Below are 18408 nucleotides of genomic sequence, written 5' to 3'. Positions count from 1 at the left end.
CGAATATCGTACCGCAGACGTTTAACGAAAATTTGATTTAAAATAATGAATAAAGTGCCAATTTCTTCGCAGCCTACTGTCCAAACACTCGATGTTGGCACGCTTTCGAATTTACCAAAAAACACGCAGGAACTAGCGGGGCTTGATAGCCAATTCCAAGCTCGACACATCGCCGTCAATGATTCGTCATTGCAAATGGAAGTATTGATGGAAGGTCGCTGGCAAACACTAAGACTTACGCTGGATGACCCAAAACCAAAACCGTTTCAGTTAGCACAAGGTACAGTACACGTTGCGCCTGATGGTAAGACACTGACGATTACAACAGCGCCTCAGACGCACATAATAAATGATCAAAAAGCGCTTATCCGTCTGTACAACATGTTATTTACTGACAGTGAAATACTGCCAAAACAAACGGCTGTCACTTTAACCAATACTGGTATTAACTTCCCGAAGCTCGGATTGGAATTCAATGTTGATAAGCAGACTATGGCATTGCTGCGTACAGAGCCAAAATTGTATGCTGTCGTGGAGCAATCAAAAGCAGAATTATCCTTTAAAATCGTTAACGGCTACTCCGATCCACTCATGCATCTCAGTATTTCACTGAAACATCTAGCGCGACAAATTCCTGACAAATATCCTGAGCTTTATGTACAGGCAGCTCGCACTACCCTTGACATTAAAGCGACGCCTTTACCAGGAGGAAAAATATTATCACTTCCGCTAAGCGATCCTCAACAATTCGCGCCCACTGGAAAATGGAGTAAAGCGATAGTTAAACCATTTGCTGAAACGGTCAGTTTAATACGTCCTCAACAAGCGTTTGATGCAGTACTGAAGCATTCGTTAAAACAACAAATCCCCCAATTTGACCAAACATTACAAAAAGAAATACAGAATCAGACCACGCTGCTCTCACTCAGCGATCCGAAACGCTTTTCTCAAGAAGAACTAAAAGCGGCAATTGGCACTGCCATTCAGAAGTGGATAAAAACCCCTTTCATGCAACTTAAAGATTCGTTAAGTGTGAAACCCGGACGAGTTAATTCAGAGAAAGGAATATCACAGACGGAGCAAGCAACGTCGTTCTCGACACCTAAACCTAGCGTATGGCTTCAAACACCAGTTATGGCGGCTTCAGCCAATCGCCCTACGTTGTCGGCGTCAGCTGTCGGTGACTTGTTTAATGCAATACGGCATGTTACCACGTTAACCGTCAACAACGGCTCTCGTGCTGATGTTGCAATGAAGTCACGGATAAACACCTTTGTGGAAAACAACATCATCACGGTAGAAAAGCCACTAAATTCGCCAAGTGAAAAGGTAGCAAGCATTAACACACCTCTAGCTGAGGCTGCTCAGAAAAACATGTCTTCGACCAGCAACAAGGAGCGCTTAAATGAACAAGCAATGGCAAAAATCGAGACCCGAACTAGCACTGAACGAAAGCAAGTTCATGAAGCTGACTCCTTAATTAAGCTTAAAGATCAAACGCAAATTCGTTCAAGTGATCAATTGTGGCATCCTCCACTGAAATTCGAGACTAAAAGCATGCTTCAAGCTACACAAGCATCGGGCCCGATAGAGCGCCTACTAAGTGCCAAATGGGCTAAACAAGAACATCTTGCTCGTGACCCAGGATTACAACTGTCTAAAACTATTGATGAAGTTAAAACATCTGCGAGGCAATTCCCACCAGAACTGCAGCGATTAGTGAATCAAGCCTTTGAGCGCATGTGGGATGAGCGTTCACTCCATCCCGTGGCAATAAGTCAGCATGTATCCTCTGTGACGAACAACCTTCCTGTACAAAGTCCCTTTTTACAGGCACTAGACAAATTACTGGTGACTTTTCTTGCCGTGCCAAAAGCCATTCAAACACGCCCAGAGAACGTTTCTCCCGCGGAGCGCATTGAAGCTTTAGTTACTGCCCTATTTCCCAACCAGAAAATAAATCAAATTCAACATCTCGTGCAATCGCTCATGCAAACGAGTCAATTAGAGCAGCTAAGTGGCGACCTAAGCAAAATCCAAAATCAATTTAGTCATGTTGGTACTCAGCAACTTAATCAGCAGCAATCCAATGAAAACAATTGGTTGATCAATTTGTTTTTGCCTACAAAACAAAACGTAGAACAAAGACAAACGGAACTACAAATAGGCAAATATAAAAAACCAGCTAAAGCACATTTACCTGAAAAGACCGTCTGGTTTGTACGCTTAAATTTTGACTTAACACCTTATGGCAAGTTGTCAGCACAAGCAGAGTTAATGGACAAAGCCTTAGATTGTGATTTAGTGGCAGATACCAAAGCGGTCGTCTCTTTAGCGACCCCTCATCTTGATGCATTAAGGGAGAAACTCGCCTCTCACGGACTCCAAGTGGGTGATATTTCACTCAGCGAAAATCCCGAGCAAGTTAACCAATTTTATTCCTCTCATGCTATCGTCAATCTGAAAGTATAAGGAGACATTGTGGGCGACTCTATTAAACAAAAATCAGCTATCGGATTGCTTTATGAGGCGGGTAAAGCGCCCGAAGTTGTTAGCAAGGGATTTGGCAACCTTGCGGACGAAATTGTTGCCAAGGCAAAAGAAAAAGGCATACTCGTCCATCAAGATGAGCAGTTATTTGACTCTCTCGCGAAGTTGAATTTGCACGATGAAATACCTAGAGAACTTTACTACGTCATCGCTGAGTTAATCGCATTTTCATATATCCTTCAGGGCAAATTTCCACCTGGCTGGAAAGGCCTAAAAGGAAAGCTGGATATTCGTGCCTAGTGCAGAAGATATGGAGTGAGACTAGAGAATATTTGGCAGACAAGCTGTGGAGAACGACTATTTTTGTTTAAAGTGCAGCGTCATAAGTAGCTCGGCTTCTGCTTGAGGGATTTCACATTCCCGCATCACTTCGTCTAAATCAGCACCTAACTCTATCATTTTCACCGCTCGCGAATAAATTTTCGCTTCCGGATCATCATATTTTTGTGCGGAGACTGACTGCGCTAACTCGTGGCTTACCTGCTCACAATTTACAATACGTTTGCTCATACTCAATAAACCGGCTCTTACTTCTGCAATTTCACTACGTAAGATCTGCAATTGTTGAGTAAAGCTCTCAGTGCGTTTAACGTGGTCGATAAAGTGTTTTCGTTGTGTTTCGCTGTTTTTTCGCGCAACAACAAAAAGCCCCAAGCACACTACACTTAGCGTACTTGAGACAATCGTTAAACCGAGTAATAAATAAAATTGGACTGCTTCTGACACGTTAGATGTGGCTCAACTCGTCCCACTCGTCGTCAGTTAATAGCTTATTGAGGTCAACAAGAATTAACAACTCGCCTTCACGGTTTGAAACACCCTGAATGAATTTCGCGCTTTCTTCCGTTCCAATATTCGGAGCGCTGTCAATTTCAGAGCTACGTAAATAAACGACTTCAGCAACGCTATCAACCAAAATACCAATTACTTGCTTTTCAGCTTCGATGATAACGATTCTAGAGTTGTCCGTCACTTCAGCGCTTGGCAAACCGAAACGCGCACGAGTATCAATAACTGTTACGACGTTACCACGTAAGTTAATAATACCAAGTACATAATCAGGTGCACCCGGTACAGGCGCTATTTCAGTGTATCTTAGTACTTCTTGAACCTGCATTACGTTAATACCGTAAGTTTCCGCTTCAAGCTTGTACGTTACCCACTGCAAAATTTCGTCGTTACTATCTGCACTTTTATCTGCTGAAAGTAGTCTGTCTTGGCCCATGGTAAAACTCCAAAGTACGATCTATTGGACTTGCTGAACAAAAAGGCTATTGCTCTCGGCTATCGAGCCCTTTTTCCAACAGTTCTATTAAATTATCTACATCTATCAAAGCGCACATTTTTTCTTTAATCACACCAGCTAACCAAGGGCGTTTCCCTGCTGATGTGCGCCATTTTACATCGTCTGGCTGTAACGTTATGTTATTCACCAACTTTTCAGCTGACAAGCCCCAGCTACTGTCCCCAAGCATAATAAGGTACTGGTAATCGAGGTTGTCAGCGAGCTCTTGTGTATATTTCTCGGGCATAACCCAACGAGCCGTATCAATTACACTAAGCTTCTGTTCACGGTTCAACATGACACCTTGGAACCATTTTGGTTTTCCAAACAATTGGTTAATATCACCTAATTGATGAATACCACCGAGTGCTTTAAGCGGTACTGCAAGCGTAAGTCCGGCTACATCAAAGAATAAGGCCTGAAACTCGCCATCAAAATACGCGCTTTTGCTATCAACTTTAGCAGATTGTTCTTCTTGCTCTTTGATAATAGTACTATTTTGCTGATTCTCAAGCTCTTTTACATCTTGCACGGGCTCAATGGTTACATCTTCGACAGTAACTTCAACCGTTTGTTCTTCTTCGACTTCTATTTCTGGAAGTTCGGTTATTTCTTCGGCAATTTCTGGTCGAACTTGCTCTAGTAATTTTGCAACTGGCGACACTTCTGTAACCGCAGCAGATTTGAGCGGTGTTTTGTCCAACTCTGGCGCGTAAGCGACTTCCTCTTCGGTAAGTAACGCATTGAGGTATTGTTTCATCACTTGTTCATTTGCAAACAGGTGCTTGTTCATTCGCTTAATCCAACTGCATTAAATAATCTAACAATGCTTTATAGGCATATACACCCCGAGATTTCGGGCAATATTCTACAGGCACTTTTTGTGAAAGGCTTGCATCTCGAAACTTTGTATCAACAGGGATAACGCCTGGCCATACTTTGTCACCATAAGTATCTAACAACGACTTATACGCCTCTAATGACGCTTTTGTTCGTTTGTCATACATCGTTGGGATAATAGTGTATTGATATGCTTTACTTTGAGATGTTTGCATCAACTCCATGGTACGCATCATCCTATCCAAACCTTTCAAGGCTAAAAATTCAGTTTGAACAGGCACTAAAATCCGCTCACTCGCAGCAAGCGCATTTACCATAAGAACACCAAGTACCGGCGGACAATCCAAAATAGCGTAGTCATAATGCTCACTGATTTTGGCCAAGGCTTTTTTCAATACCAAACCCATGCCAGATTTATGACCCATGCTTCTGTCTAGTGTCGCTATGGCCATGGTTGCAGGCAATATATCCAAATTTTCAATCGTAGAAGGACAAAGAGACTGGAGAATTTCTTCGCTCGCCATTTGAGTACCGCGAGCAAAGATATCGTAAACGCTCACTTCGAGCTGTTCAGAATCGATGCCAAAGTAGTATGTTAATGAGGCGTGTGGATCAGTATCAATAAGAAGTACACGCTTACCCTGTAGCGCGAGTATTCCTCCAAGGCTTACTGTCGTTGTCGTTTTCCCTACTCCACCTTTTTGGTTTGCTACTGTCCAAATCTTCACGACTAAAAACCGTTCCTTAATCTATAAATCTTGATTACATTAACACCTATCGCAACCAAATTTTAGCCTACAGCGAAAATATAATTGAGTTAAAACTCAGCATCCTACTTCTTTGGCAATGCGCTGAGCAAAGTCCTGCAAAGGCAGACTTTCTGCGGCAAGCCCTGCATTGGCAACCGCCGCAGGCATACCGTAAACCACACAGGTTTTTTCATCTTGTGCCCAAATAGTTGCTCCAGCTTGCTTTAGCAATCGAGAGCCATCTCGCCCGTCGGCGCCCATCCCAGTTAACACAACTGCGAGTACGTCACCGCTATAGGCTTTTGCGGCACTCGCAAACGTGACATCAACAGATGGTTTATACGTTATTCTTGCACTGTCATCTTCAAACACGCGCAAGGTTCTTGAACCACCGCGACTTTCAACCATCATTTGCTGACCACCTGGAGCCAAATACGCAACACCCGCTTGCAGACGGTCACCATTCTCGGCTTCTTTCACTTTAATTTTACATAGCGTATTTAAGCGTTGTGCAAAAGCGGGTGTAAAGGCCGCAGGCATATGCTGGATAAGCAAAATAGGGTGCGGGAAGTTAGCCGGTAATTGCGTTAAAATCGTTTGCAATGCGACAGGCCCACCTGTCGAGGTACCAATAGCCACTAGTTGATATTTTTTACCTGAGGCTCTGGCACTGGTTATAGGCGACACAGGGCTTACAGGTGCGCTTGAACGAGAAAACGTTCTATCTGGTTGCGCAATAGATGGTCTACTCAGCCCACTTGAAAGTGGCGTATTTGGCGCTGGCGCTGAAGCTGAAGGTGTATAGGATGGTCGAACAAAACGAGGTAAACGCCTACGTCCAATTTCCTTAACTTTATTTTGCAGCGACTTAATCGCATCGTCACTATTTCGCGCAATGTCTTCAAATTTCTTCGGAAGGAAATCTAATGCCCCCGCATCGAGCGCGTCCAACGTGGCACTTGCACCTTCTCGCGTCAACGATGAAAACATAAGGATGGGTGTCGGATTCGATTGCATAATTTGTTTTACTGCACTTATGCCATCCAACACAGGCATCTCGACATCCATTGTGATCACATCGGGTCGCAATTTCGCTGCTTTTTCAACCGCTTCTTGACCATTTACTGCAAAATCAATTACCTTGATTTCAGGGTCTTGCTCTAATATTTCTGTAACTCTGCGGCGAAAGAAGCTCGAATCATCTACAACTAATACTTTGACTGCCATTGGCTACTCGTCTCAAATTCAGATCTAAAAAGTGGTGCCTAAGCACCACATTCATACTTTCTTAGTACGTGGTGGAGCCTTAGCTCCTACTTACTAGCATAGTGTTTTAATAGATTTGGTACGTCTAAAATAAGCGCAATTCCACCGTCAGAAGTGATGGTTGCACCGGCCATACCAGGAGTACCTTGGAGAAGTGCATCTAAAGGCTTAATAACCACTTCTTCTTGTCCAATAAGCGAATCCACAACGAAACCAACCTGCTTGGTTCCTATCTGCACGATGACAACATGACCTTCCGCTTTACGACGAGAACGATCAGCGCCTTTTTTCAACCAGTGTTCAAGATAGAAAAGAGGGATCGCTTTTTGTCTTACGATTATCGTCAATTGACCGTCCACGACATTCGTTTTTGTCAAATCGAGGTGGAAAATTTCGTTAACACCTGCAAGCGGTAATGCAAAGGTTTGCTCACCAACAATGACCATTAAGGTCGGTAGAATAGCAAGTGTGAGCGGTACCTTGATTTCAAGTACAGTACCTACACCAAGTTCTGATTGAATATTTACCGAGCCATTCAGTTGAGTAATTTTCGTTTTAACAACGTCCATACCCACACCACGACCTGAAATATCAGAGATTTGCTCTTTTGTGGAGAAACCGGGGGCAAATATGAGGTTATAGGCCTCAGTATCAGATAAACGACTAGCTTGGTCTGAATCAATTACGCCTTTTGTCACCGCAATCTTTTTAAGCTTTTCAGGATCCATACCTGCACCATCATCACGGATGGTTAGAAGTATATGGTCACCTTCTTGCGATGCTGAAAGCGTTACGGTCCCTTGTCTTGGTTTTCCGGCGGCTTCACGCACGTCTGGCATTTCAATACCGTGGTCTACTGAGTTTCTGACTAAGTGGACGAGCGGATCGGCGAGTGCTTCAACCAGGTTTTTATCTAAATCGGTCTCTTCACCTTCCAGCACTAGATTGATGTCTTTTCTCAAACTACGAGCAAGGTCGCGTACAACTCGAGGGAAGCGACCAAACACTTTTTTAATTGGCTGCATTCGAGTTTTCATTACAGCCCCTTGAAGGTCGGCTGTCACGACATCTAGGTTAGAGATTGCTTTACCCATTGCTTCGCTACTCGCATTGGTCGCTAAGCTTACCAAGCGATTACGCACTAACACCAATTCGCCAACCATATTCATAATTTGGTCTAAGCGTTTTGTATCAACACGAACAGTTGTCTCAGCTTGTGCCGCTGGCGGAGCTTTTTTAGCTGCAGATGCCGGCGTGGCTCTCTCTTCAACTGGTTCAGCTTTAGGTTGTGGCTTCGCTACTGGAGCGGCAGCTTTCGGAGCTGGTGCAGGAGCAGGTTTGGCTGGAGGAGGCGTTGCCGCTTTCGGTTTTTCAGGCACCTCTTCAACCGCTTTAGGTGCATTACCTTTACCGTGTAGCTCGTCAAGCAGAGCTTCAAACTCGTCATCATTAATATCTTCATCACCAGACGACGTCGGTTTTGCTGATGGCGTTGGAGCTGCTGCTTTAGGCGCCGATGGAGCTGGCGCTGACTCTATAGCAGCATTACTGCCAAATTGTCCGACACCATGTAATTCGTCTAAAAGTTGGTCGAATTCGTCATCCGTAATATCACCGTCATCTCGGCTCGCGTTCACGGGCGTTGAATCGCCACCTACGGCTGGCGCTTTTCCAGCACCGTGCAATTCATCAAGTAATGCCTCGAACTCATCTTCCGTGATTTCATCAATGCCGTTATCCGCTTCAGCAGCAGGTTTAGCACTGTTTGATGCTTCAAAAAAGATATCATCGAATTCAAATGGATCTTCCCCACCGGCCGTTGAAGGTGCAGCTTCAACATGCTCTGCAACAGGTTCGGGCTGTTCCAGAGTTTCAGCAACAGAGGTGTGAGCTTTGGGCTGGTCTTCGGATTCAGGTCGGCTTAAATCGTGGAGAGTTTCGAGTAGTCCTGGATCCGCTGGATCAGGTTGCTCGCGATTTTGAATACGACCAAACATTTCATTGATGGTATCCAATGCTTGTAAAATGACGTCCATTAATTCTGGCGACACCCTACGTTGCCCTTGACGCAATACGTCAAACACGTTTTCAGCACCGTGACACGCATCAACAAGTTCTGTCATGCTCAAAAAGCCTGCGCCACCCTTTACCGTGTGGAATCCACGGAAAATAGCGTTCAAAAGCTCTCTGTCTTCGGGGTTATTTTCGAGCTCAACTAACTGCTCGGAAAGCTGCTCTAGTATTTCGCCGGCTTCAACAAGAAAGTCTTGTAATATATCTTCATCGACTTCAAAGCTCATGCACATACTCTCCTATTAGAAGCCCAAACTGGATAGCAAATCATCGACCTCATCTTGGCCTGAAACCACATCATCTCTAGCGTCTGGGTCAATAATAGGTCCTTCCGGCCCCGACAATTCATTTGGATCGCTGACGACAACTTTCGGCTCAGCTCGTTTTTGTTTTATTGAGCTTTCGTCTGCGGTTCCGAATACAGTTAGTAGATGAATTAGGCTGTCTTCAACTTCCCTAACCAGTTCTATTACTCTGCGAATAACCTGGCCAGTAAGGTCTTGATAATCTTGCGCCATCAAAACGTTAGTCATCAAAGATTGCAACTCTTCGGTACGGTTCGGAGAGGTCTGCATAAATCGGTCGATGTCATGACATAACGACTTGAACTCGCCAAGCTGAATGTCGCGATTCATCAACCTATCCCATGTCGGTTTAATATGGGAAATATCTTCAGATAACTGTTGTGCGAGAGGAAGACTTGCTTCCACGGCGTCCATGGTTTTGTTAGCCGCGTTTTCAGTCATTTCCATTACATAATTTAGGCGTTGCTTAGCATCAGGAAGTGCTTCTGTCGTGAGGTCCGTCAATCTCGTGTCTAGTTCAAAGTTTTTTAGCGACTCGTGAAGTTGGCGAGTTAATTTGCCTACCTCAGCAAAGAGCTCTGACTGCTCTTTACTTGCAGCTTCCAAAATGAGCTGGTCCGCTTTTTCTTGTTCACCTTGCTCTAGGTATGCAACAAGCTGCTTAGCTTGTTCAAGACTGATTTGAGGCGCAGCATTAGCCGACATAAGCCTCTCCTTCTGGTTATTTTAGCCTAAACGTTCAAACACTTTTTCGAGTTTCGTTTTTAGTGTGCCCGCGGTAAACGGCTTAACAATATAACCATTCACACCAGCCTGCGCTGCCGCTACTATCTGTTCTTTCTTAGCTTCTGCAGTAACCATTAAAACTGGAATATGCTTAAGCTTGTCATCTGCACGAATTGCACGGAGCAAATCAATGCCTTGCATGCCTGGCATGTTCCAATCCGTGACTACAAAGTCAAACTCTTGGTTTTGCAACATTGGCAAAGCTGTACTACCGTCATCGGCTTCCTGAACATTTGTAAAACCTAAATCTCTGAGCAGGTTTTTGATGATTCGACGCATCGTCGAGAAATCGTCAACCACGAGAATTTTCATGTTCTTATCCAAAACATCCTCCAGTGAGGTTTGAACCCATTTTATTTGTATCTTTAGTTGATCCAGTCATTGATTTTAGCTTTAAGCCGAATCATTGCCTGACCATGAATTTGGCTAACACGAGATTCACTTACATCTAGTATCTGCCCGATTTCTTTTAAATTCATTTCGTCGTTGTAATACAACGACAAAACTAAGGCATCTCTTTCCGGTAAGGATTGAATTGCATCAATGAGAGATTGGTTAAAGCGCTCATTTTTAACAACATTAAACGGTTTGTCCAGTGACAAATCTTGATCTGCGGTAGTTATTACATCTTCGTCCACCCCGAGATCTTCAATCCCCAAAATTCTGCTCGAATTTACGTCCTGTAAAATATGATGGTACTCATCTAACGTAATATCAAGTTTTTCAGCTATTTCAGTATCTTTTGGCTCTCGACCAAGTATTCCTTCAAGCTCGGAAATCGCCTCTGCAACCATCCTATTATTGCGATGAACAGAGCGTGGAGCCCAATCACCACGGCGAATTTCGTCCAACATAGCACCACGGATCCGAATACCAGCAAAGGTTTCGAAACTCGCCCCTTTTGTCGCGTCAAAATTTTTGCTCGCTTCAATTAGACCAATCATACCGGATTGGATCAGGTCGTCTAGTTGTACGCTTGCTGGTAACCTTGCCAAGAGATGACACGCCACTTTTTTAACCAGCGGAGCATGTCGCTCCACGAGTTGTCCGAGGTAGTCTGTGGTCTGATATCCCATGGTCTTATTTACCAATGCCATACCTATCCGTTTACGAGTTGTTCAATGAAAAATTCTAAGTGGCCTGATGGCTGATGTGGAATTGGCCATTTAGCAGCTTTTGAAGCAAGGCCTCTAAACGCTACGGCGGCTGGAGAATTAGGGAATAATTCAACAATCGTCTTTTGACGACGAGATGACTTTCGCATGTTTTCATCGAAAGGAATTGTCGCCACCAACTCAAGCGCTACATCCAAGAATCTATCGGTCACTTTAGAAAGTTTAGCAAATAATTCTTGGCCTTCACGGAGACTTCGCACCATGTTGGCAACAATTTTAAATTTATATACACCGTGTTCACGGCTAAGTACTTTTATCAAAGCGTAGGCGTCGGTAATAGACGTTGGCTCGTCACATACGACAACCATAACGTCTTGCGCTGCTCTGGAAAAACTTAACACCATGTCAGAGATGCCCGCTGCCGTATCAACAATCAGCACATCAAATTCTGTGTTAAGCTCACTGAACGCACGAATTAAGCCAGCATGTTCTGCAGGGGTTAGCTCAACCATGTTCTGCGAGCCTGACGTTGCAGGCACAATTTTAATACCTGCAGGTCCTTCAACTAAGATTTCATCAAGTTCACATTCACCGGAAAGTACATGCGAAAGGTTTTTCTCAACGCGTAAGCCAAGCATTACGTCACAATTAGCAAGACCTAAGTCAGCATCAAGTACAAGTACCCGATGCCCCTGTTGTCCCATTGCGATTGCAGTGTTAAGAGAAACGTTCGTTTTCCCAACTCCACCTTTACCGCCTGTTACTGCTATGACTTTGACGCCGTGGTTATTCTTTTGATTCATTCTTCGCAGACCACTTGCTTGATCTAATACTGTGTTAATCATACATTCCTACTGCTTGAGACGCCACTGGTACAGGTCTCGAATGTTGAGCTTTTGAACGTCTAATGAATAATTGCTCAGCCTTTTTAACGAGTTTTTCAGCATTTGCAACTCGGATGTCTTCTGGCACACGCTGACCATTAGTAAGATACCCGATTGGCAGACGATTTTGAATCGCTACACTTATAATCTCGCCTAAACTTAGACTTTCATCAAGTTTTGTGAAGATACAACCACTTAAATTTACTTTCTTAAAGTGGCGCACCGTCTCTTGAAGTACGTTCATTTGCGCTGTTGCGCTTAATACAAGATAGCTGCGAATATCAACGCGTGCATTCTTCATGAGCGTATTTAATTGCTCTGTTAAGCGTAAGTCTCGCTGACTCATACCTGCTGTGTCAATCAAGACTAAGCGTTTGTTGCGTAAATGATATAACACTTCTGACAATTCTTGTGCATCTTTTACTTGTTTAACTGGACAACCAATGATGCGACCATATGTTGAAAGTTGCTCATAAGCGCCAATACGGTAAGTATCTGTTGTGATTAATGCAACTTGGTCAGCGCCAAACTTTTGTGCCCCCAAAGCTGCTAGCTTTGCAACAGTCGTCGTTTTACCCACACCCGTTGGGCCAACTAACGCGAAAACGCCGCCTTGACGTAAGATTTCATTGTTTGTTGTGTGGAGTTGGTTTTCCACCATTGATAACAGCGCGTTCCACGCTTCTTTGCGTGATACGTCATCGGGAATAAAGCAAGCCATCTGATCCGCCACCGATTCTTCAATTCCCATGCCTTTCAAACGCTCAATTAAACAAGCACGCGTTGGGTCGCGACGAGCAAGGTCTTGCTGCATTAAACCTGAAAGTTGGAATTCAAGAAGTTGACGAATCGCATTCATTTCTTCGCGCATCTTTAACATTTCACTTGAGCCAGCGTCAGCATTTTGACGAAGATCTACTTCATCGCCAAATCCTGAATCAAGTTCATCTGCCATATCCCATTGAGATTGCGCTTTAGGTTGTGCAAATTGAGGACGCGCCGTTTTGTGAGTAGGCATTTTTGGCGCGAATGCTTTTTCTGTGTCAATGCCTGATTCAGAAAACATCGAAGCAAGCTCTGGTGAACGTGGACGCGCTGAAGCTTGTCTTTCTAATAATGCTTGTAATGAATCAGCTACTTGTGCTTGAGACTCTGGCTTAGCTCGAGCGGGCTCAGGACGTACGATACGAGGAGCAACCGGTGCTATTTTCTTCTCTGCTTGAATTGGAGCTTGTGGTTGTTCTGGCGTTGTTTGTGGCGCACGATCATTGTCTACCGCAGCTACGATTTCAACACCGTCAGCCAACTTCTTGTTCGACATAATCACTGCATCCGGACCAAGTTCTTCCTTCACTTCTTTCAATGCAGTACGCATGTCTTTTGCGAAAAAACGTTTGATCTTCATTTGACAACCCCTTACTCACTATTGCTGTCCAACTGAGCTTACTATTTTGATTTGTCTCTCTTCCGGCACTTCTTGATATGACATCACTCGAAGGCCTGGAATCGTGTGTTTAACAAATCTTGATAGCACACTTCGTAACATTCCAGAGGTTAATAAGATGGAAGGTTCGCCTAGCATTTCTTGCGTCTGATGAGCTTCTCTCAATGAGTTTTGAAGCCTCTCTGCAAGACCAGGTTCGATACCTGCGCCCTCATCACCTGCGTTCTGTAATGAGTTATGCAACATCTGTTCCAACTCAGGCGCCAATGTTATGACAGGGATTTCGTCGTTATTGCCAACCGCATCTTGCACGATGAGTCGGCGAAGTGAAATTCGCACGGCAGCCGTGAGTACGTCAGGGTCTTGGCTACGTGGACCATACTCCACTAAGGTTTGCACAACCGTACGCATGTCACGAATGGCAACCCCTTCGTTGAGTAAATTTTGCAGCACTTTAACTACCGTTGTTAACGGTAAAATATCAGGTACTAAGCCCTCGACTAATCGAGGATGACTTTTCGCCAACATATCAAGTAAATTCTGAACTTCCTCATGACCTAATAACAACGAAGCATTATTGGTTAACAATTGACTAATGTGCGTAGCGACTACCGTTGCGGCATCGACTACGGTATAGCCCAGAGACTGTGCTTCATCTTTTTGGTCAGGTTTTATCCATACCGCATCCAGACCAAACGCGGGATCTCGAGTAGCAACGCCATTGATCGGACCGAATACTTGGCCTGGATTTATTGCTAACTCATCGCCATGTTTAAGCTCACCTTCGCCTGTTGCAACTCCCATGAGCGTGATTCGATACGCATTCGGGTCCAGTTCTAAATTATCTCGAATATGCACTGGCGGAACAAGGAAACCGAGTTCTTGTGAAAGCTTTTTACGGACGCCTTTGATGCGACTCAGCAGTTCACCGCCTTGAGCTTGATCAACCAATGGGATCAAACGATAGCCAACTTCCAATCCAATAACATCTACTGGCTGTACGTCGTCCCAGCCGAGTTCTTTTTGATCTAACTGACTGGATTTATTCGCGGCAATGGCACCACCTTTCGCTTCCATTTCGGCTGCTTCCGTTTCTGCTTTTGCTTTTTGCTTCTGTAGATAATAAGCTAGATAAGCTAGAAAAGTACCAAACCCTAGGAATGCAAGATGGGGCATCCCAGGCACAACGCCCATAATAAACATGATACCTGAAGCAATAAAAAGCGATTTTTCATTGCCTAATTGTTTTTGAACCTGCTCACCCATGTTTTGAGACGCATTTTCACGCGTTACCACGATGGCCGTACCAATGGAAAGCAGAAGTGAAGGAATTTGCGCGACAAGACCATCACCGATAGTGAGAAGTGTGTACACTTCCATCGCACGAGAAAAACTAAGGTCATGTTGGATCATCCCAACAAATAAACCACCGATAATATTGATAAAGAGAATAACAAGGCCTGCTATCGCGTCCCCTTTTACGAATTTACTCGCACCGTCCATTGAACCGTAAAAGTCCGCCTCGCGAGTTACTTCCTCACGACGAGCTCTCGCATCTTCCGCGGAAATAAATCCCGCGTTTAAGTCTGCGTCAATGGCCATTTGTTTACCCGGCATCGCGTCTAAGGTAAAACGAGCGGAAACTTCCGAAATACGGCCAGCACCTTTGGTGATTACGACAAAGTTAATGACCATCAAAATGATAAACACAATAAGACCAACCGCGTAATTACCACCGATGACTACAGAGCCAAACGCTTCGATTACTTTACCTGCTGCGTCCCCCCCATTGTGTCCTTCTAGTAGTACAACTCGTGTACTGGCTACGTTTAGCGCGAGTCGTAAGATAGTTGCAATAAGCAAAACAGAAGGGAACATACCAAACTCAAGTGGTTTCAACGTATAAACCGTGACTAACAACACAACGAGTGCAAGTGCGATATTGAAGGAGAAAAGCACATCTAGCAAAAACGGCGGCATGGGTAAAATAACCATACCGAGCGCGGCCAAAACAATAATCGGGGTGCCTATCCCTTTGAGATAGTCATTTCTATTTTGTTTAAACTGGTCTAGAACTGCTTTAAAATCCATAGGTTATCTTATGAAAATAAATTGACGCACTAAGTTTAAAGCAATAACTATTCCAGTAGAACTGAAAGTTAATGTTAATGCTTTAAGTTGTCTGGGATCGGTAATTCTTTTTTCAAAGGCACCGGTCTCTTTCCACGACCCTTATTGAAACGCTTCAACTGGAACACATACGCAAGCACCTGAGCGACGGCCGTAAAGAGTTGCTCCGGTATCTGGTCACCCACTTCCGTTGTATGGTAGAGCGAACGAGTTAATGCCGGTGACTCGACAATTGGGACATCATTACCAATTGCGACTTTTCTGATTTGCATTGCTAGTTCGTCCACCCCTTTAGCAATGACCATCGGGGCACCAGCCTTTTCCGTATCATATTTGAGCGCAACTGAATAATGAGTTGGGTTCGTTACAACCACATCTGCATCGGGAACGTCCTGCATCATTCTTCGCTGTGACATTTCACGCTGCATACGACGTATACGACCCTTTATCATCGGGTCACCTTCAGAGTTCTTATATTCGTCTTTAACTTCTTGAAGCGTCATTTTCAATTGCTTGTGGTGATTATAGCTTTGATATGGCGCATCAATTGCAGAAATGATGATAAGCGTACAGCTCAATGCTAAGAACATCCAAGCTAGAATTTCCAGCGCATGCACGATGCTTTGAGGCGGACTTTCAATACTTAAATGGAGAATTTCATAGAAGTAACCTTGAATAAGTAAAATCGCAAACCCGGCGACAAGCGAGAACTTTAAGATAGCTTTAACTAACTCTATACCCGCTTGAGCACCAAACATTCGCTTAAAGCCTTTCATCGGCGACATTTTACTCGGTTTTGGAGAGGCAGCTTCCCAACTAAAATTGAAACCACCTAACAAGGTGTTTCCTATTATCCCCGCAAGCGCAACGACAAACACAAACATGGCCATGGGGAAAATCAATTCACTGAATGCACTTCCCCATACGGCAAACATTTTAGTCGTATCATAGGTTTCATTGCGATTAAGAGTGAGCATACGGCCCATCAAGTTATATAAACCTTTTGCTATACCGGGTCCGTACATGAGCAGTGCAATTGCAGAAAAAATAAGAACAAAGGTTGTCCCCAATTCTTTTGAACGGGCTATTTGCCCCTTTTTACGAGCTTCATCAATTTTTTTACTGGTGGGTTCTTCGGTTCTTTCTTGACCTGAATCTTCAGCCATTCTTTACACCTACACGCTACAACCAATCATGCCACACATTAGTTCAACCATTTTGAGCCATTGAAACTCATACTGTGTGATGAAATTCCCCATTGTTGCCCAAATAATCATTAAACCAGCAACCAGTGTAAACGCAAAGCCCACTGAGAATATGTTCATCTGTGGCGCTGCCCGAGTCATGATGCCAAAGGAGATGTTAATAACAAGCATAGCAGTCAACGGTGCAAGTGACAGCGCAAGGGCAGTCGAAAACATCCACCCGCCCCACATTAAAATATCCCAGTAATTATCAACTGGCCACCACTCCCCGTTGATTGGCCAGGTTTCAAAACTAAACGCAACCATCTGGATCATCATCAGATGTCCGTTAAAAACAAAAAAAAGTAGCGTTGCTAGTATTAAGTAGAATTGCCCAACAGCAGGTACAGATAAACCATTCGCGGGATCAACGACTGAGGCAAATCCTAATCCTGTCTGCATGGCGAGAATTTGACCTGCGATAACGAACGTGTTTAGAAGTAACAAAGAGGCAAATCCGATTGCGATACCAATAAGCATCTGCTGGATCACCACAAATATCATCGACAGGGAAAATAAATCGGTAAACTGAGTCGGTGGAAGCGCGGGCACTAACACAAGCGTAGTTACAACCGCCATGGAGAGTTTAACTCGACTCGGAACGTTCTGAGCACCAAGTCCCGCCATTACCATCATCATCGAACTAACGCGCACCAACGGTAACAAGAAGTCACTTAACCACTGGATAACAACGGCAAACGGAAACTCCATTTTTCACCCCGCGATTTCTGGGATCATTTCCACGAGACGGGTAAAAAAGTCCATCAGTTCTTGTGTAAGCCAATGCCCACCAATAATTAACGCGACGATAGTAATAATCAGCCTGGGCAAAAAACTCAGTGTCTGCTCGTTAATGGAGGTAGCCGCTTGAAACACTGCGACACATAAACCAACGATCAGACCAGGAACAACAATCGCCGACACTAGCTTGATGACTAAGAAAAGCGAATCACTAAGAATATCGACGAATACTTCTGGTTCCACATTACACCCCCAAACCGAAACTTCGCGCGAGCGTCCCCATGACGAGTCCCCAGCCGTCTACAAGCACAAAAAGCATGATTTTAAACGGTAAAGAAACAATCATCGGTGAAAGCATCATCATACCCATCGCCATGAGTACACTGGCTACAACCAAATCAACGATAAGGAAAGGAATGAAAAACATAAACCCGATAATAAACGCGGTTTGCAATTCCGATGTGACGAATGCCGGAATAATAACTATAAAGGGCGTATCTTCTGGTTTATCGAGTTTGTCGTAACCCGCTATTTTAGCGAATGTTTCGAGGTCTTTAATACGCGTTTGAGAGAGCATAAATGCCTTCATTGGCTCTTTTGCAATTTCGAGTGCTTGAATGGAAGTAACTTCGTCCTTCAAATACGGTTGTAATGCTTGGTCGTTTATTTGGCTGAATATAGGACCCATGATAAAGAAAGTCATAAACAATGAGATACCAACCAATATTTGATTTGAAGGCGATTGTTGAAGACCAATTGCCTGCCGTAAAATCCCAAGAACGACAATAATTCGCGTAAATGATGTCATCATAATGACGGCGGCAGGAATAAAACTCAGCGCCGTCATTATCGCGAGCACTTGCAGTGTTACGGAATATTCCTGCGTGCCATCAGGGGTGGTGGTAATGCTCAACGCTTCAATGCCTTCCGCATTGACACCCGGGAGATAAAACAATATTGCTGTGAAGATAAGTAGCTTTAGAGCATTATTCATTT

At 44.1% G+C, this 18408-nt stretch carries 18 protein-coding genes; 2 read left to right on the top strand and 16 right to left on the bottom strand.

Annotated elements, in window-relative coordinates:
• The first annotated feature begins 45 nt into the window (after positions 1-45).
• Positions 46-2472: a flagellar hook-length control protein FliK gene (gene fliK, locus NI389_RS14610; RefSeq protein ID WP_308360578.1), complete on the top strand. Its 2427-nt coding sequence runs from the start codon at positions 46-48 to the stop codon at positions 2470-2472.
• 9 nt (positions 2473-2481) lie between these two features.
• Positions 2482-2790: an EscU/YscU/HrcU family type III secretion system export apparatus switch protein gene (locus tag NI389_RS14605; RefSeq protein ID WP_308360577.1), complete on the top strand. Its 309-nt coding sequence runs from the start codon at positions 2482-2484 to the stop codon at positions 2788-2790.
• A 57-nt stretch (positions 2791-2847) separates the two neighbouring features.
• Here NI389_RS14605 and NI389_RS14600 read toward each other — a convergent pair whose 3' ends face one another.
• From NI389_RS14600 to fliP, 16 genes are all read right to left on the bottom strand, one after another.
• On the bottom strand, positions 2848-3276 hold the full coding sequence (locus tag NI389_RS14600) for a DUF2802 domain-containing protein (protein WP_308360576.1): 429 nt from the start codon (positions 3274-3276) through the stop codon (positions 2848-2850).
• 1 nt (position 3277) lies between these two features.
• Positions 3278-3775 (bottom strand): chemotaxis protein CheW, encoded by a 498-nt coding sequence (locus NI389_RS14595; RefSeq protein WP_208842721.1) that lies wholly within the window; start codon positions 3773-3775, stop codon positions 3278-3280.
• 46 nt (positions 3776-3821) lie between these two features.
• Entirely contained in the window at positions 3822-4628 is an 807-nt protein-coding gene (locus NI389_RS14590) for a chemotaxis protein CheW (RefSeq protein WP_308360575.1), read from the bottom strand.
• Positions 4629-4632: 4 nt separating this feature from the next.
• Positions 4633-5403, bottom strand: coding sequence for a ParA family protein (locus NI389_RS14585; RefSeq protein WP_208842719.1), 771 nt, complete (start codon positions 5401-5403; stop codon positions 4633-4635).
• Between the two features lie 96 nt (positions 5404-5499).
• On the bottom strand, positions 5500-6651 hold the full coding sequence (locus NI389_RS14580) for a protein-glutamate methylesterase/protein-glutamine glutaminase (RefSeq protein WP_308360574.1): 1152 nt from the start codon (positions 6649-6651) through the stop codon (positions 5500-5502).
• A gap of 86 nt (positions 6652-6737) precedes the next feature.
• Positions 6738-8990 (bottom strand): chemotaxis protein CheA, encoded by a 2253-nt coding sequence (locus NI389_RS14575; protein ID WP_308360573.1) that lies wholly within the window; start codon positions 8988-8990, stop codon positions 6738-6740.
• Between the two features lie 15 nt (positions 8991-9005).
• Complete coding sequence (locus NI389_RS14570; protein WP_308360572.1) at positions 9006-9773, bottom strand: protein phosphatase CheZ; 768 nt, start codon at positions 9771-9773, stop codon at positions 9006-9008.
• Between the two features lie 21 nt (positions 9774-9794).
• Positions 9795-10178, bottom strand: coding sequence for a chemotaxis response regulator CheY (gene cheY / locus NI389_RS14565; protein WP_010385696.1), 384 nt, complete (start codon positions 10176-10178; stop codon positions 9795-9797).
• Between the two features lie 41 nt (positions 10179-10219).
• Positions 10220-10930, bottom strand: a complete 711-nt coding sequence (locus NI389_RS14560) for an RNA polymerase sigma factor FliA (protein WP_308362570.1) — start codon at positions 10928-10930, stop codon at positions 10220-10222.
• Positions 10931-10953: 23 nt separating this feature from the next.
• Positions 10954-11814, bottom strand: coding sequence for a MinD/ParA family ATP-binding protein (locus tag NI389_RS14555; RefSeq protein ID WP_308360571.1), 861 nt, complete (start codon positions 11812-11814; stop codon positions 10954-10956).
• Complete coding sequence (flhF, locus tag NI389_RS14550; protein ID WP_308360570.1) at positions 11807-13258, bottom strand: flagellar biosynthesis protein FlhF; 1452 nt, start codon at positions 13256-13258, stop codon at positions 11807-11809. Before flhF ends, NI389_RS14555 begins: the two co-directional genes overlap by 8 nt.
• Before the next feature lie 18 nt (positions 13259-13276).
• Positions 13277-15388 carry a flagellar biosynthesis protein FlhA gene (gene flhA / locus NI389_RS14545; RefSeq protein ID WP_308360569.1) on the bottom strand — a complete coding sequence of 704 codons (2112 nt, stop codon included), beginning with the start codon at positions 15386-15388 and terminating at the stop codon, positions 13277-13279.
• A 74-nt stretch (positions 15389-15462) separates the two neighbouring features.
• A complete protein-coding gene (flhB, locus tag NI389_RS14540; RefSeq protein WP_308360568.1) occupies positions 15463-16593 on the bottom strand; it encodes a flagellar biosynthesis protein FlhB in 1131 nt (376 codons plus the stop codon).
• Positions 16594-16602: 9 nt separating this feature from the next.
• Positions 16603-17382 carry a flagellar biosynthetic protein FliR gene (gene fliR, locus NI389_RS14535; protein WP_308360567.1) on the bottom strand — a complete coding sequence of 260 codons (780 nt, stop codon included), beginning with the start codon at positions 17380-17382 and terminating at the stop codon, positions 16603-16605.
• A 3-nt stretch (positions 17383-17385) separates the two neighbouring features.
• Entirely contained in the window at positions 17386-17655 is a 270-nt protein-coding gene (gene fliQ, locus NI389_RS14530) for a flagellar biosynthesis protein FliQ (RefSeq protein WP_308360566.1), read from the bottom strand.
• Position 17656: 1 nt separating this feature from the next.
• A complete protein-coding gene (gene fliP, locus NI389_RS14525; protein ID WP_308362569.1) occupies positions 17657-18406 on the bottom strand; it encodes a flagellar type III secretion system pore protein FliP in 750 nt (249 codons plus the stop codon).
• Between the last annotated feature and the right edge of the window lie 2 nt (positions 18407-18408).

The sequence above is a fragment of the Pseudoalteromonas xiamenensis genome (genome assembly GCF_030994125.1).
GTDB classification, from domain to species: Bacteria; Pseudomonadota; Gammaproteobacteria; order Enterobacterales; family Alteromonadaceae; genus Pseudoalteromonas; species Pseudoalteromonas xiamenensis_B.
This window is presented reverse-complemented; position numbering and strand designations above follow the sequence as displayed.